Genomic DNA, 13,007 nt, shown 5'->3' with positions numbered 1-13,007 from the left:
ACGCCTCACCTGCCAGGACGTCGGTCTATCCCCGCGTGCGCGGGGACGATAGTACGAGGAGCGAGTAGAGGAAGATCTGGTTAGGTCTATCCCCGCGTGCGCGGGGACGATAGTACGAGGAGCGAGTAGAGGAAGATCTGGTTAGGTCTATCCCCGCGTGCGCGGGGCCGATGCGCCGGCCAGCGGGATATCGCATCCGCGCTGAGGTCTATCCCCGCGTGCGCGGGGCCGATAGCGGATGTACCCGAACCTGCGGAGAAGGATGGGTCTATCCCCGCGTGCGCGGGGCCGATATGGCGGCCCGCGTCAGCGTTGCCTGCAGGCGCGGTCTATCCCCGCGTGCGCGGGGCCGATACTTCCTGACCAGCGATTCTACGGGACAGTAACCCATTTTTTCTTCACTCTGAAGTTATGCGTGTCATCCCGGAGGGGATCCAACCCACCTGAGGATGCATTCATCGGGCATCCACTGGGCGAGATGGTGGCTTGCCCACTACCGCGCCCGCATGCTCGCCTCCGAGCGAGCCCGCGATGACCCTCCCGGTGCAGAAGTAGACCAACGTGACGAGCCACCGCGCGGAAGACCTACGCAAGAAGAGGGTCGACCACATCGTCGAGGCCGATTACCTGCACTCCGCCCGGATCGAACAAGCCCCGCGAACCGCCCCGGGCATCAGTTCATCCCCACCGACTCCATGCCTGCCGGGCTGCGCTGGTTCGCCGAGTACCAGCCGTTCACGTCGATCATCGAGACCCTGCGCGGGCTGCTGATGGGCCGGCCGATCGGAAACCACGCGTGGATTGCGCTCGTCTGGTGTGTCCTCATCGCCCTCGGTGGCTCTCTCTGGTCGAGGCGACTGTTCAACCGCGAGTTCTCCCACTGAGCAGCGGAAGCCGCCACGTGTCTGATCAGCTCAGCCGTTGCGGGGTCATCGGGCAGCGGGGGCGATGACGGTCCGGGCCCGGCTGACGGGTTCGGACCGAACCCTTACCGTTCCGTTCCAGCCTGTGGGGGCGGCAGCTCGTGGGAGAGGGGTTGGCCGATCTCCACAGTGTTCTTTATCAGTTCGGCACCCACCCTGGCGGTCATGTGCGCGACGGTGTGCCGGAACCGGCCGGTGACCGCGGTGAGCTCTCCAAGCGCACACGGGGTACACGACGTCTCCGCGCCGGAGCGCACAGCAGCGGGCGTCGACGAGACCGAGGGAGGTCGGAGTCCCCGACGTACTCGTGATCAGGTCGGTGTTTGCCGGGGCCTCGCCTGCTCACAAGATGGTGTTCGGTCCGGACGGTCCTTTTAACGTTCCGGTCAGTGCAACTGCTCTAGTCCAATGTCTGTCGCCGGGAGCATCTGATCAGATCGGGGCCTGACCGTCCTGCCATACAGTCACTTCTTCGTGATCGTGCGCTTTATAGTCGTTCCTCTGCTCGCCCGATACGCAGGAAAGGACACCGGCGACAGGCTGCAGCATCGCCAAGGTGAGTCGGGGTGGAGTAGTGGCCCTCGGGTGAGCCCCGGCTGCTATCGGTGCCGCAGCCCGACACCCGTTGCCTGCGGCACGATCGCCGGAGCTTCGGCTCAGACCGCTGCCAGCGCGTCGATCTCGATTCGGAAGTCCGGGTTCACCAGGCCTTTGACCTCCACGAGCGAGCTGGCCGGGAGTTTGTCCGGCGAGAGGAATTCGTCGCGGGCCCGGCGGACGGCCTCCAGGTCACCGAGGTCGGTGAGATAGAACGTCAGCTTGACGACCTGGTCCAACGAGGCGCCCGCCGCGGCGAGCGCGGTGGCCAGGTTCGTGAACACCTGCTTGGTCTGCGCGTAGGGGTCGTCCTTGCCGACCAGCTTGCCCTCGGCATCCAGCGGTACCTGGCCGGATACGGCGATCATGCGGCCGGTGAAGGCGACCGCGTGGCTGTATCCGTTGGTGGGTGGCAATCCGGCGGGCCGGACATGGTGCTCCTGCATGCGTCGACTGCTCCTCGGGTCAAGTACGGGTTCGTGACCGAGCGGCCACGTCCTCGGATACCACAAACGATCATGACGCCGGTCGCATCCCCCGAGCGCCCGAAAAGCTTGCGGGGTGACCCCCGGAGCGTCGACGATCGCCTCACGGCCTCGCCCACCGGCGCGGCAGGTGATTCCGGAAGAAGGAGACGCTTCGTGAACCTCGCCGACTACGACGTGTTGAGCTTCGACTGCTACGGCACGCTCATCGACTGGGAGACCGGCATCGCCGCGGTGTTGGCTCCGTGGGCACGTGAGGTTGGTCTGGAGCTGTCCGACGAGGAGTTGCTCGTCGCCTACGCCGACAACGAGGCGCGGGTGGCGCGGGAGATGCCCACCGCGCTCTACTCGGTGGTCCTCGCGGAGGCTTTCCGACGGACCGGGGAGACGCTGGGGCGGCCGGTGAGCGAGCAGTGGGCGCGGCGGTTGGGGGAGTCGGTGCCCGAGTGGCCGGCTTTTCCCGACTCGGCCGAGGCGCTCGCGCTGCTGGCGCGGGACTATCGGCTGGTCATCGTGTCCAACGTGCATCGCGAGGGGTTCGCGGGGTCGAACAAACGGTTGGGTGTGGAGTTCGATCGGATCATCACGGCCGAGGACGTGGGCGCCTACAAGCCGGCGCCGAATCACTTCGAGGCCCTCGACTCAGCGCTGCGGGAGATGGGGGTGCCTCGGGAGCGCCTCGTGCACGTGGCGCAGAGCCTCTTCCACGACCACGTGCCCGCCAAGCGGCACGGTCTGCGCTCGGTGTGGATCAACCGGCGGCACGACCGTCCCGGTTGGGGTGCCACGCCGGAGCCCGCCGCCGAGTACTCCTACAACCTGGAGTTTCCCGACCTGATCTCCTTCGCGCGGGCGGCGCGGCAAGCGAAGGGCTGACCACCCGTGGTGTGGTCCGCGCTCAGGGGGTGACCACGCCACCGGCGAACGGCGTCTCCCGCCAGTGTTCGACGGCCGGGGTCAGGTACTCCGTCAGCACCGGCAGTTGCGGGGCGAGCGCGAGTGAGGTGATCGCGCGCAGTCGTCCCACGGCGTCGACGAAGGTCTTGACCTTCTCGTCGAGGGGCCTACGACCGCAGCGGCGGGCGCCGCGGTCGTAGGCGGCCGCGAAGTCGGGGCCGAGCGTGGCCACGTCCCATTCGACGGGGCCCAGGCAGACCAGCTCGAAGTCGGTGTGACGGTGCCCGTCCGCGGCGTGGAAGAGGTTGGCGGGCGGGCTGTCGCCGTGGATGGGCTGGAGATCGATGCCCGGAAACGCGTGCTCGAACGCCGCGCGGGAGCGCACGAGGGGCGCCAGGGCGCGCCATTCGCGGCGGGCGCGGTCCAGGTCGGCCGGGTCCAGCAGGTCGGGGCGGGTCGCCAGCAGGTCGAGGTGGTCGTCGACGAGATGTGGTTCGGCCGCGCCCAGGAAGTCCAGGGGGCCGGGATAGTCGCGCAGGGCGGCGTGCAGTTCGGGGACGACTTCGGTGTTGGCCACGTAGTCGGGTTCGGTGGTTCGGTCCGGTTCGACGAACTGCCAGAAGGTCATCGCGAACCCGTCGCGCCGCACGGGTTCGCGCGGGGTGAGCGGGCTGGGCGGGATGACGGGGGTGCCGCGGTCGGCGAGCCACTGGGCGACGTCCAGCTCCCGCTGCTGGGCGCGGGCCCGTTGGGTGAGGTCCTCGCGGCGAGGCCGGACGGTGGGAACGCGGGCCACGACCGGGGTGGGGGCGAGGTGGACGACGACGGAGAACAGGTCGTGCAGCACCGTGGCGTCGGTGACGGTGAGGCCGAGTTCGCGGCCCGCGCCCACGGCGGCGTCGACCGCGGCGGCCGTGCGGCGGGCCAGGTCGCGGGAGGAGAGGAAGTCGACCACGACCGGGATTGTTCCTCATCACACTCGGCGGCTCGCACGTGCTCTCCGGAACGGGGCGCGGGGCGGTGACCTGCGAAAAGGGTGCGGGAGCCCACCGCCTGCGCGGCGGAGGTCGAGACCCTCGAAAATGTTCCGTCGGGCACACAGTGTGGACACGGGGCACCGGCGCCCCGGAGCGGCCGGTACCGTCAGCGCGCTGAACCTTGAGAGAAGCATTGCGGGAGTTATTCGTGTCCGTTCCGTACCCCGAAGGTGTCACCGACGAGTCGGTGACGGCACGGCCGCGCAGGTTCCGGCCCGAATTGCAGGGCCTGCGTGCCCTGGCGGTGCTGCTCGTGGTCGTCTACCACGTGTGGCTGGACCGGGTGTCCGGTGGTGTGGACGTGTTCTTCGTGATCAGCGGGTTCCTCATCACCGGTCAGCTCTACCGGGCGAGTATGCGGGGACGGATCGAGTTCCGGCGCATGTGGGGCCGGATGCTCACCCGGCTGCTGCCGGCCGCGTTGACGGTGCTCGCGGTGGTGATGGCAGTGGCCGTGGTGGTGCTGCCGGAACACCGGTGGATGCAGACGGCCAGGGAGGTCGTGGCCTCGGCGCTGTTTTTCGAGAACTGGCAGCTGGTGGCGAACTCGGCGGACTACTTCGCCCAGCACTCCTCGGCGAGCGTCTTCCAGCACTTCTGGTCGTTGGCCATCCAGGGGCAGTTCTATCTGGTGTGGCCGCTGTTGGTGGCGTTGGTGGTGCTCGTCGCGCGGCGGGCGGGCCGGACGTTGCGGCGTTCGCTGGTGGTGGCGCTGGCCGTGGTGTTCGCGTTGTCGCTGGCGTATTCGATCTGGTTGACGGCGTCGAACCAGCCGCTGGCGTACTTCCACTCGGCCACGCGGGTGTGGGAATTCGCGCTGGGCGGGTTGACGGCCCTGGTGATCGACGAGGTGCGCGTGCCGAGGGCGGTGCGGATCGTCTTCGGCTGGGTCGGAGTGATCGCGCTCGTCTCGTGCGGGCTGGTGTTGCAGGTCGGCACCGAATTCCCCGGTTATGTCGCGTTGTGGCCGACGGTGGCGGCGGTGCTGGTGCTGGTGGCCGGGGCGACGGAGAGCCGGATCGGTGCGGACCGGTTTTTGTCGGCGCGGCCGTTGGTGAAGCTGGGCAACATAAGCTACGCGCTGTATTTGTGGCACTGGCCGCTGTTGGTGTTGTTCCTGGTGGCGCGGGATCAGGACACGCCCAGTGTGGTGGAGGGCGCCGGGGTGATCGCGGTGTCGTTGGTGCTCGCGGCGCTCACGCACCGTTTCGTGGAGCAGCCCGCGCGGTCGGCGCGCATGGCCACCGCGACCCCGTGGGGTGCGTACCGGTTCGCGGTCGTGGTGCTGCTGCCGGTGCTGGTGGCGTCGGTGAGCTGGCAGGTCGTCACGGCGCAGCGCGCGTCGTTCACGGTCGCGGTGGAGGAGAAGGCGACCCTGGGGGCGCAGGCGATCCACACGCGCGCGCCGTTGGTGGACGACACCAAACCGCTGGTGCCGCCGTTCGCGGCGCTGCCGGACCAGTTCGACAGCTTCAGCGAGGAGGAGTGCTGGTACTCGCCGAAGAACGACCAGCTGCGGATCTGCACGGTCGATCCCGAGGGGGAGCCCGTGCGGCGGGTGGTCGTGGTGGGGGATTCCCACTCGCAGCAGTACATCGCCGCGATGCGCCCGATCGTCGACCGGCGGGGGTGGCAGGTCATCTCGATGGGCAAGGGTGGTTGCCCCTTCACCACCAACTGGGGTGACGAGGACTGCCGCGCGTGGAACGAGGCCGTGCGGGACGAGATCATCGAGATGCGTCCGGACGTGGTGGTCACCATGGCCACGCGGGACGTGCGGGTGGGGTTGCAGGAGTGGACCCCGCCGGGCTACATCGAGCAGTGGCAGGCTCTGGACGCCGCGGGCATTCCGGTGGTGGCGATTCGCGACAGCCCCCGCTACGACTTCGAGCCCTCGGAGTGCGTGCAGAAACACAGCGTGACCTCGCCGGAGTGCGCGGGGGTCCGGGAGGAGCTGTTGTCCCCGCGGCCGCCGTACCTGGACGCCGAGGGGGTTCCGCCGTCGGTGTCGTTCCTCGACTTCAGCGACTACTTCTGCGATGCCAAGATCTGCCCGCCGGTGATCGGGAACGTGCTGGTGTACATGGACGACAACCACGTCACCGCCACGTATCTGGAGACGATGTCGCCGATCGTGGAGGAAGGACTGGTGGAGGTCATGAACTGGGAGAACGACCCCGTGGGCGGGGCGAACCAGTGATCGTCGGCCCCTGACGTGGGGTGGCGTCTCGGCCGGACCCGCTCGCCGCGGTGGGTCCGGCCGAGTTCGCTTTCGGCTCAGCCGGTCAGACGGGCCAAAAGTGCGTCGAGGTCGGCCTCGGAGAGGCCGTTGTCGAGCAGGTAGTCGGGCATGGTGAGGGACTCGACCGTGGCGGCCAGGGTGTCTTCGATGGTGGTGTCGTGCTCGGCGAGGAACTCGGTCACGACGGCGAGCAGGTCCGGTTGACCGAGTTCGGCGTACTGGTCGCGCATCCGCTCGTAGGTCAGCAGGTAGTCGGCGATGATCTCGTCGGTGCTCGCTCCGCCGAGGGTGAGCAGTACCAGGGCGAGCAGGCCGGTGCGGTCCTTGCCGCCGGCGCAGTGGAAGACCACGCAGCCCGGCGCGGCGGTGGCGATCGCGCGGACGGCGGCGATCACCAGTTCCGGGTGTTCGGCGAGCAGTGCCCGGTAGTACAGGGGGGTCGACAGTTTGTCGATCCTCATCCAGTGCTCGTGGAACGGGGTGCCGACCGGGTCCAGAGGCACTCGCACGGTCGTGATCTCCCGCGGGGGCGGGACGAGGGGCGGGGTGCGTTCTCCGGGGCTGCGCAGGTCGACGATCGTGCGCACGCCGTGGTCCAGGGCTTGGCTCCACCCGCGCTCGCTCAGCCGCGTGGGGGCTTCCATGCGCACTAGGGCGCCGCGGCGGATCTTCCCCAGGCCACCGAGATCACGAACGTTGACGCACCCGTCCCAGGCGAGTTCTCTGTTCTCGATCATGTCGGTGTGACGCGGGCGGCGCGCCGAAGGTTGCGTGAGGGTGGCCGCGTGGCTACTTGTCGTGTCCCGTGTTCGGTGCCGTGGCTTCCAGGCGGTCGAGGACGCGTTCGGCGATTGAGGCCAGCGCGGTGACGTGGTCGGGGTCGAGGTGGTCGAACACCAGGGCGCGGACGGCGTCGACGTGGCCGGGGGCGGCCTGTTCGATCACCTCGCGGCCGTGGTCGGTGAGTGTCACGAAGGCGCCACGGGCGTCCTCGGGGCAGCCTTCGCGGCTGATGAGACCGCGTTTCTCCATGCGGGCCAGATGGTGGGAGAGCCGGCTCTTCTCCCATTGCAGGGCGGCGGCGAGGTGGCCGACGCGGATGCGGGGTTCGGGCCGGTCGGTGAGTTGGACGAGCACCTCGAAGTCGGACAGCGACAGCCCCGAGTCGGCTTGGAGTTGTCGGCTCAGACGGGCCATGAGCTGGGCGTGCATCGCGAGGTAGCCGCGCCAGGCGCGTTGCTCGTGGTCGTCGAGCCATCGGGTCATGACCGCATTCTACTTGTTGACACGTCACATACATTGGAGGAGGGTGGATGATGACACATTAACCACATGGAGGACGGGCATGACCACGAGCACGGACTACAGCCAGCTGACCGGCACCTACACCATCGACCCCGCGCACACCCGCATCGGCTTCGTGGCCCGGCACGCCATGATCACCAAGGTGCGCGGCGCGTTCAACGACTTCCACGGCACCGCCACGATCAACGGCGAGAACCCCGCCGACTCCTCGGTGGAGCTGACCATCAAGGTCGCCAGCATCGACACCCGCAACGCCGACCGCGACCAGCACCTGCGCACCAACGACTTCTTGGCCGTGGAGGAGCACCCGGAGATCACTTTCCGGTCCACCGCGATCACCCAGACCGGCGAGGACACCTTCGACGTCACCGGCGACCTCACCATCAGGGGCGTCACGCGGCAGGTCACCATCCCGCTGACCTTCGAAGGACAAGCCAAGGACCCGTTCGGCAACCTCCGCATCGGCTTCGAAGGACAGACCACCATCAACCGCAAGGACTTCGGGGTGACCTGGAACGCCCCGCTGGAGACCGGTGGCGTGCTGGTCGGCGACAAGGTCGTGCTCGAATTCGAGATCTCGGCCATCAAGCAGGACTGAGCGGCCACCATGACCCTGGCGAGCCACGGCCTGCACCACGTCACGGCCATCGCCAAAGACCCGAGCGCGAACGCGGACTTCTACCTGCGAACCCTCGGGCTCCGGCTGGTCAAGACCACGGTGAACTTCGACAACCCGGCCGTCTACCACCTGTACTACGGCGACACCGAGGGACGACCGGGCACACTGCTGACCTTCTTCCCCTACGGCACGGTGCCACCGGGACGACGCGGGCACGGCCAGGCCACCACCACGGCGTTCTCCGTGCCCGCCGAGTCGATCGGCTGGTGGCAACACCACCTGCGGCGCCACGGCACCGACGTGGGTGAGGTCGTCGAACACGACGACGAGGCGAGCCTGACCTTCCACGACCCCGACGGGCTGGAGCTCAAGCTCGTCGCCCACCGGCAGCGCACCGATCCCCGCGCCCCCTGGGAGGGCGGCTTCGTGCCCGCCGAGCACGCGGTGCGCGGACTGCACTCGGTGACGCTGTGCACGGCCGACGAGACCGGCACCGTGACGATGCTGGAAGAACTCGGCCTGCGCTTCGCCGGGCGGCACGGGGCCACGCTCCGGTTCGCCACCGGCGACGGGGGCCCCGGCACCCTGGTGGACGTCGTCGTCGACCCCACCGCACCCCGCGGCCTGGTGGCGGGCGGCACGGTGCACCACATCGCCTTCCGTGCGCCGGACGACGCCACCCAGCAGCGGTGGCGCGCCGAACTGCTCGACCGGGGCGAGGACGTCACCGAGATCCGCGACCGCCGGTACTTCCGGTCGATCTACTTCCACGAACCCGGCGGCACGCTGCTGGAGATCGCGACCGACCAACCCGGTTTCACCGCCGACGAACCCCTGCTGGAACTGGGGCGGGCGCTCAAACTCCCGCCGTGGCTGGAACCGAACCGCGAACAGATCGCCCGCAGCCTGCCCCCACTGTCCCTTCCGAACGAAAACGACCCCGCTCACGGGGAGCGGACCGGCGTCCGAGCGCGGGAGTGACGCGGACACGTCGCCGCATCACCCATGAAGGAAAGTCGTCTCGGTGGGGCCGCGCGGTGCCACGCGCGGCCCCACCGAGACTCGCGGTCGGCGAAGGACGCCGGTCTCGGTTCGCAATCGCCGTCCGCTCCGTGTCGGGCTTTCCCGCCGACTCCCGTCCGAGGCCCCGTCACCTCCTGTGACGGGGTTCACCGTGCATAATCCTGGTGTTGATCACAGGTGTCCGTGTCTTCGCGCTGTCGACGGGGGAACGTGTCGTGTCCACACCGAGCCATCCGGTGGTAGCGGGCTTCTTCCGGGGCGTTCCCATCGGCTTCGCGTCGCGACTTTTCATCCCTCCCGGACCACCCCGAGCCGGTGCGTGAGCTCCGGGACGTCGTCGACGCCCCGCCCTCCGCTCCTGCCGAGCGGTTGTCTATCCTGCGCCGCGACGGGCTCATCACCGGTACGCGCACCAACGGCACCGTGATCCACGAGCTGGCCGACGAGGACATCGCCGACCTCCCGCGGGTGGCTCAGCGCATCCTCGCCCGGAGGCGGGACGCGTAGACGCCCCGCTCGACGAACGACGCACGAAAGAGAACTTCATGAGCCCGATCACCGCGTGGCAGCGGGTGCGGTCGCTGTTGCCCGGCCGCGCCGACCTGCGAGCGATCCGCCGTAATCCCCGCCGTGACCTGCTGGCCGGGCTGACCGTGGCGATCGTCGCTCTCCCGCTCGCGCTCGGTTTCGGGGTCTCCTCCGGACTCGGTGCCGCCGCCGGGTTGGCGACCGCGGTGGTCGCGGGCGCGCTCGCCGCCGTGTTCGGCGGCTCCAACGTCCAGGTCTCCGGACCCACCGGCGCGATGACCGTCGTCCTCGTGCCGATCGCCGCCGCCCACGGCGCCAGCGGCGTGCTCACGGTCGGGTTGCTCGCCGGGTTGTTCCTCGTCGTCCTGGCCGTGGCCCGCGCGGGGCGGTTCATGAGCTACATCCCCGCGTCGGTGGTGGAAGGCTTCACCCTCGGCATCGCCTGCGTCATCGGTCTGCAGCAGATCCCCAACGCGCTCGGGGTGGGAGATGTCGGCGGCGAGCACGTCCTGGCCTCGACCTGGCAGGCCCTTCGGGCCTTCGTCGAGCAGCCGGACTGGGTGGCGGTGGCCGTGGCGGTGGCGGTGGCGGTCGTGATGCTCGCCGGGGCCCGGTGGCGTCCGGGCGTGCCGTTCTCCATCCTCGCGATCACCGCGGCGACGATCGTGGTGGAGCTCACCGGCTGGGACGTCACGCCGATCGGGGAGCTGCCCGCCGGGTTGCCCGCGCCGTCGCTGGACTTCGTGGACTTCGCGGCCATTCCCACCCTGCTGCCCTCCGCGCTCGCCGTGGCCGCGCTGGCCGCGTTGGAGTCGCTGTTGTCGGCCTCCGTCGCGGACGGGATGACGGTGGGGCAGAAACACGACCCCGACCGGGAGCTGTTCGGGCAGGGACTGGCCAACCTCGCGGCCCCGCTGTTCGGTGGCGTGCCCGCTACGGGCGCGATCGCCCGCACGGCCGTGAACGTGCGCGCGGGTGCGGGGTCCCGGCTCGCGTCCTTCGCCCACGCCGCCGTGCTCGCCGTCATCGTCTACGCCGCCGCGCCCCTGGTGTCGGCGATCCCGCTGGCCGCGCTCGCGGGTGTGCTGCTGGCCACGGCGGTGCGGATGGTGGAGGTCGGCAGTGTCAAGGCGATGGTGCGGGCGACCCGTTCCGACGGGGTCGTCCTCGTCTCGACCGCCGTGGCCACCGTGGTACTGGACCTCGTCTACGCGGTGGTGCTCGGCATGCTATTGGCGGGCACGCTGGCGCTGCGGTCCATCGCGCGGCAGGCGCGGCTCGACCAGGTGGATCTGGCCGGGGACCTGCCCGGCAGCACCACCGACGAGGAGCACGCGCTGCTGAGCGAGCACATCGTCGCCTACCGCATCGACGGGCCGTTGTTCTTCGCGGCCGCGCACCGTTTCCTGCTGGAGCTGCCCGACGTCACGACCATGTCGGTGCTGATTCTGCGCATGTCCCGTGTGACCACCATCGATGCCAGCGGGGCGCTGGTGCTCAAGGACGCCATCGAAAAGCTCGAACACCGCGGGGTCGTCGTCTACGTCTCCGGCATCCGGGACGGGCACCACCGGCCGTTGGAGGCGTTGGGGGTGATCAACCGTCTCGCCGCGCAGGGACGGGTCTTCGCCACTACCCCCGAGGCCATCGCCGCGGCCCGCGCCCACCTGCGGACCACCGGCGCCCTCCCGCCGTCCCGGCCCGAGCCCGACGACGAGCCGCGGGTCGGAAAAGTGCGGTGAGGGGCGCCGGTGGCCGTGCCGCGCCGGGTCAGAACACCAACGCCAGGAGCTGGATGGGCACCATGGCGATCACCGACGCGCACGACACCGTCAACGTCACCGACTTCAACGCGCCCCGCGTGGTCTGCGGCAACAAGGTCTGCAGCAGCCAGAACGTGTTGCTCGTGGCGTGAATGGCGAACAGCGAACCCGCGCCGGCGGCCAACGCCACGAACACCGGGTCGATGCCCAGCAGCGGCATCACCGGACCCAGCACGCCCGCCGCGGTGATCGAGGCCAGCACCACCGAGCCGATCGCGACGTGTAGCACGGCCGCCACCAGCCACACCAGCAGCAGCGGCAGCACGGTGCTGGTGGAGAAGTAGCCCTTGAGCACTTCCCCGAGCCCGATGTCCTTCACCGTCTGCGCCAGCGAACCGCCGACGCCGGTGAGGATCAGGATCTGGCCGCTGTCGTGGAAGCCGCGCCGGAACGCGGTGGCGGAGCGGTCGGCGGGCAGGGTCACCCGTGCCACCACGAGCGCGCCGATCAGGCCGAGCAGCAGCGCGACGACGGGGTTGCCGAGCAGGTCGATCACCGGGGACGTCACGCCCAGCATGTCGGCGATGGCGCCGACGGCGATGAGCGCCAACGCCAGCGCCAGCGGGGCCAGGGAGAACCGCAGGCGCGGCAGGGAGCGCTCGTCCCGGTCGTCGGGCCGCTCGGTGTCCTCGACGACGGGCGCTTCCGTGGTCTCGTCCAGCTCCGGGTTCCACAGCCCCCGCTTGGCCAGCGCGGTGAACAGCGCGAGCGTGGTCACGATGGTGAACACCGCCACGATCACGCCGAAGACGAACATCGTGCCGAACGACAGGTTCATCACCCCGGCCAGCGCGACCGCGCCCACGCCCGGCAGCACGAACACCAGACCGACCTCGATGCCCAGCGCCATCGCCGCGCACATTCGCGCCACCCCGTGGGGGCCGATCCGGCGGGACAACCGGCTCGCCAACGGGGCGGTGATCACCAGCAGCGCGTCGGCGAAGATCGACTGCAGGACGGTGCCGACGGTGCCGCCGAAGGCGTAGGGCAGGGCGCGCGGCCCGAAGGCTCGGACCAGCAGGGCCACGAGTTTCTCGATGGCGCCCAGCTCGGTCATCAACGAGCCGAGCAGCACGCCGAAGGCGATGAGAAGCCCGACCTCCGCCATCAGGTCACCGAAACCGGTGGTGATCGACGTGAGGGTTTGCTCGGGGCCGAGGCCGCAGACCAGCCCCAGATACAGCGCGCCCACGACGAGGGCGATGGCCGGGCTGACCTTGGCTTTGAGGATGAGCACGACCACACCGACGATGGTGATCGCGGTGTTGGCGAAGACAACGATGTCTGACATACGGGTCCGCTTCCGTCGGGTCGACTCTCGTCGACTCCTGGTGTCTCGCGCGCGGCGACTGGGACCCCGCGAGTGGACGCTCGCGGCGACGAAGACGGACCGGCGCAGTGTATCCCGCGTCCGGCGAATATCAAGGTCTTGTTCGAACCCGGCCCCCCGGCTACGTTGGCCTCTTGCCAGATAGAGCAACAACTTTGCCAAATACTGGCAAAGCGCGGGACTGGCGAAGACGGACGT

General features: G+C 69.3%; 11 protein-coding genes, 1 pseudogene and 1 CRISPR repeat array. Of the genes and pseudogenes, 7 read left to right on the top strand and 5 right to left on the bottom strand.

What is annotated here, in order from left to right; translation table 11 throughout:
- Nucleotides 1–22: 22 nt before the first annotated feature.
- Nucleotides 23–355: a CRISPR direct-repeat array (repeat unit 29 nt; unit sequence GGTCTATCCCCGCGTGCGCGGGGCCGATA).
- 313 nt (nucleotides 356–668) lie between these two features.
- Nucleotides 669–884, top strand: a pseudogene (locus SACGLDRAFT_RS10985) (ABC transporter permease); the annotation flags it as partial.
- 695 nt (nucleotides 885–1,579) lie between these two features.
- Here the strand turns inward: SACGLDRAFT_RS10985 and SACGLDRAFT_RS10975 are convergent.
- Nucleotides 1,580–1,966, bottom strand: a complete 387-nt coding sequence (locus SACGLDRAFT_RS10975; protein WP_005464581.1) for a RidA family protein — start codon at nucleotides 1,964–1,966, stop codon at nucleotides 1,580–1,582.
- 195 nt (nucleotides 1,967–2,161) lie between these two features.
- Here SACGLDRAFT_RS10975 and SACGLDRAFT_RS10970 point away from each other — a divergent pair, with 195 nt between their 5' ends.
- A complete protein-coding gene (locus tag SACGLDRAFT_RS10970) occupies nucleotides 2,162–2,881 on the top strand; it encodes a haloacid dehalogenase type II (protein ID WP_005464579.1) in 720 nt (239 codons plus the stop codon).
- Nucleotides 2,882–2,903: 22 nt separating this feature from the next.
- Here the strand turns inward: SACGLDRAFT_RS10970 and SACGLDRAFT_RS10965 are convergent, their stop codons facing one another.
- Entirely contained in the window at nucleotides 2,904–3,857 is a 954-nt protein-coding gene (locus SACGLDRAFT_RS10965) for an aminoglycoside phosphotransferase/kinase family protein (RefSeq protein WP_005464577.1), read from the bottom strand.
- 230 nt (nucleotides 3,858–4,087) lie between these two features.
- Between SACGLDRAFT_RS10965 and SACGLDRAFT_RS10960 the strand changes: the two genes are divergently transcribed.
- Nucleotides 4,088–6,139 (top strand): acyltransferase family protein, encoded by a 2,052-nt coding sequence (locus SACGLDRAFT_RS10960; RefSeq protein WP_005464575.1) that lies wholly within the window; start codon nucleotides 4,088–4,090, stop codon nucleotides 6,137–6,139.
- 77 nt (nucleotides 6,140–6,216) lie between these two features.
- On the opposite strand, the gene SACGLDRAFT_RS10955 is transcribed toward SACGLDRAFT_RS10960, so the two are convergent.
- Nucleotides 6,217–6,918 carry a tyrosine-protein phosphatase gene (locus SACGLDRAFT_RS10955; RefSeq protein ID WP_005464573.1) on the bottom strand — a complete coding sequence of 234 codons (702 nt, stop codon included), beginning with the start codon at nucleotides 6,916–6,918 and terminating at the stop codon, nucleotides 6,217–6,219.
- A 52-nt stretch (nucleotides 6,919–6,970) separates the two neighbouring features.
- Nucleotides 6,971–7,447 (bottom strand): MarR family winged helix-turn-helix transcriptional regulator, encoded by a 477-nt coding sequence (locus SACGLDRAFT_RS10950; protein WP_005464571.1) that lies wholly within the window; start codon nucleotides 7,445–7,447, stop codon nucleotides 6,971–6,973.
- Nucleotides 7,448–7,526: 79 nt separating this feature from the next.
- Between SACGLDRAFT_RS10950 and SACGLDRAFT_RS10945 the strand changes: the two genes are divergently transcribed.
- From SACGLDRAFT_RS10945 to SACGLDRAFT_RS10930, 4 genes are all read left to right on the top strand, one after another.
- Nucleotides 7,527–8,084 carry a YceI family protein gene (locus SACGLDRAFT_RS10945; RefSeq protein WP_005464569.1) on the top strand — a complete coding sequence of 186 codons (558 nt, stop codon included), beginning with the start codon at nucleotides 7,527–7,529 and terminating at the stop codon, nucleotides 8,082–8,084.
- A 9-nt stretch (nucleotides 8,085–8,093) separates the two neighbouring features.
- Nucleotides 8,094–9,086: a ring-cleaving dioxygenase gene (locus tag SACGLDRAFT_RS10940; protein ID WP_005464567.1), complete on the top strand. Its 993-nt coding sequence runs from the start codon at nucleotides 8,094–8,096 to the stop codon at nucleotides 9,084–9,086.
- 357 nt (nucleotides 9,087–9,443) lie between these two features.
- Nucleotides 9,444–9,635: a helix-turn-helix domain-containing protein gene (locus tag SACGLDRAFT_RS10935; RefSeq protein WP_051036202.1), complete on the top strand. Its 192-nt coding sequence runs from the start codon at nucleotides 9,444–9,446 to the stop codon at nucleotides 9,633–9,635.
- 38 nt (nucleotides 9,636–9,673) lie between these two features.
- Nucleotides 9,674–11,398, top strand: a complete 1,725-nt coding sequence (locus SACGLDRAFT_RS10930; RefSeq protein ID WP_005464565.1) for a SulP family inorganic anion transporter — start codon at nucleotides 9,674–9,676, stop codon at nucleotides 11,396–11,398.
- Nucleotides 11,399–11,426: 28 nt separating this feature from the next.
- Here the strand turns inward: SACGLDRAFT_RS10930 and SACGLDRAFT_RS10925 are convergent, their stop codons facing one another.
- A complete protein-coding gene (locus SACGLDRAFT_RS10925) occupies nucleotides 11,427–12,770 on the bottom strand; it encodes a GntP family permease (RefSeq protein WP_005464564.1) in 1,344 nt (447 codons plus the stop codon).
- Between the last annotated feature and the right edge of the window lie 237 nt (nucleotides 12,771–13,007).

Origin of the sequence: Saccharomonospora glauca K62 (genome assembly GCF_000243395.2) — a bacterium.
In the GTDB taxonomy this organism is placed as follows: Bacteria; Actinomycetota; Actinomycetes; order Mycobacteriales; family Pseudonocardiaceae; genus Saccharomonospora; species Saccharomonospora glauca.
This window is presented reverse-complemented; position numbering and strand designations above follow the sequence as displayed.

What these genes read in the sequence shown, in the direction of transcription:
- SACGLDRAFT_RS10930 (WP_005464565.1), top strand. Translation starts at nt 9,674, where the DNA reads ATGAGCCCGATCACCGCGTGGCAGCGGGTGCGGTCGCTGTTGCCCGGC.
- SACGLDRAFT_RS10940 (WP_005464567.1), top strand. Translation starts at nt 8,094, where the DNA reads ATGACCCTGGCGAGCCACGGCCTGCACCACGTCACGGCCATCGCCAAA.
- SACGLDRAFT_RS10950 (WP_005464571.1), bottom strand. Translation starts at nt 7,447, where the DNA reads ATGACCCGATGGCTCGACGACCACGAGCAACGCGCCTGGCGCGGCTAC.
- SACGLDRAFT_RS10925 (WP_005464564.1), bottom strand. Translation starts at nt 12,770, where the DNA reads ATGTCAGACATCGTTGTCTTCGCCAACACCGCGATCACCATCGTCGGT.
- SACGLDRAFT_RS10955 (WP_005464573.1), bottom strand. Translation starts at nt 6,918, where the DNA reads ATGATCGAGAACAGAGAACTCGCCTGGGACGGGTGCGTCAACGTTCGT.
- SACGLDRAFT_RS10975 (WP_005464581.1), bottom strand. Translation starts at nt 1,966, where the DNA reads ATGCAGGAGCACCATGTCCGGCCCGCCGGATTGCCACCCACCAACGGA.
- SACGLDRAFT_RS10945 (WP_005464569.1), top strand. Translation starts at nt 7,527, where the DNA reads ATGACCACGAGCACGGACTACAGCCAGCTGACCGGCACCTACACCATC.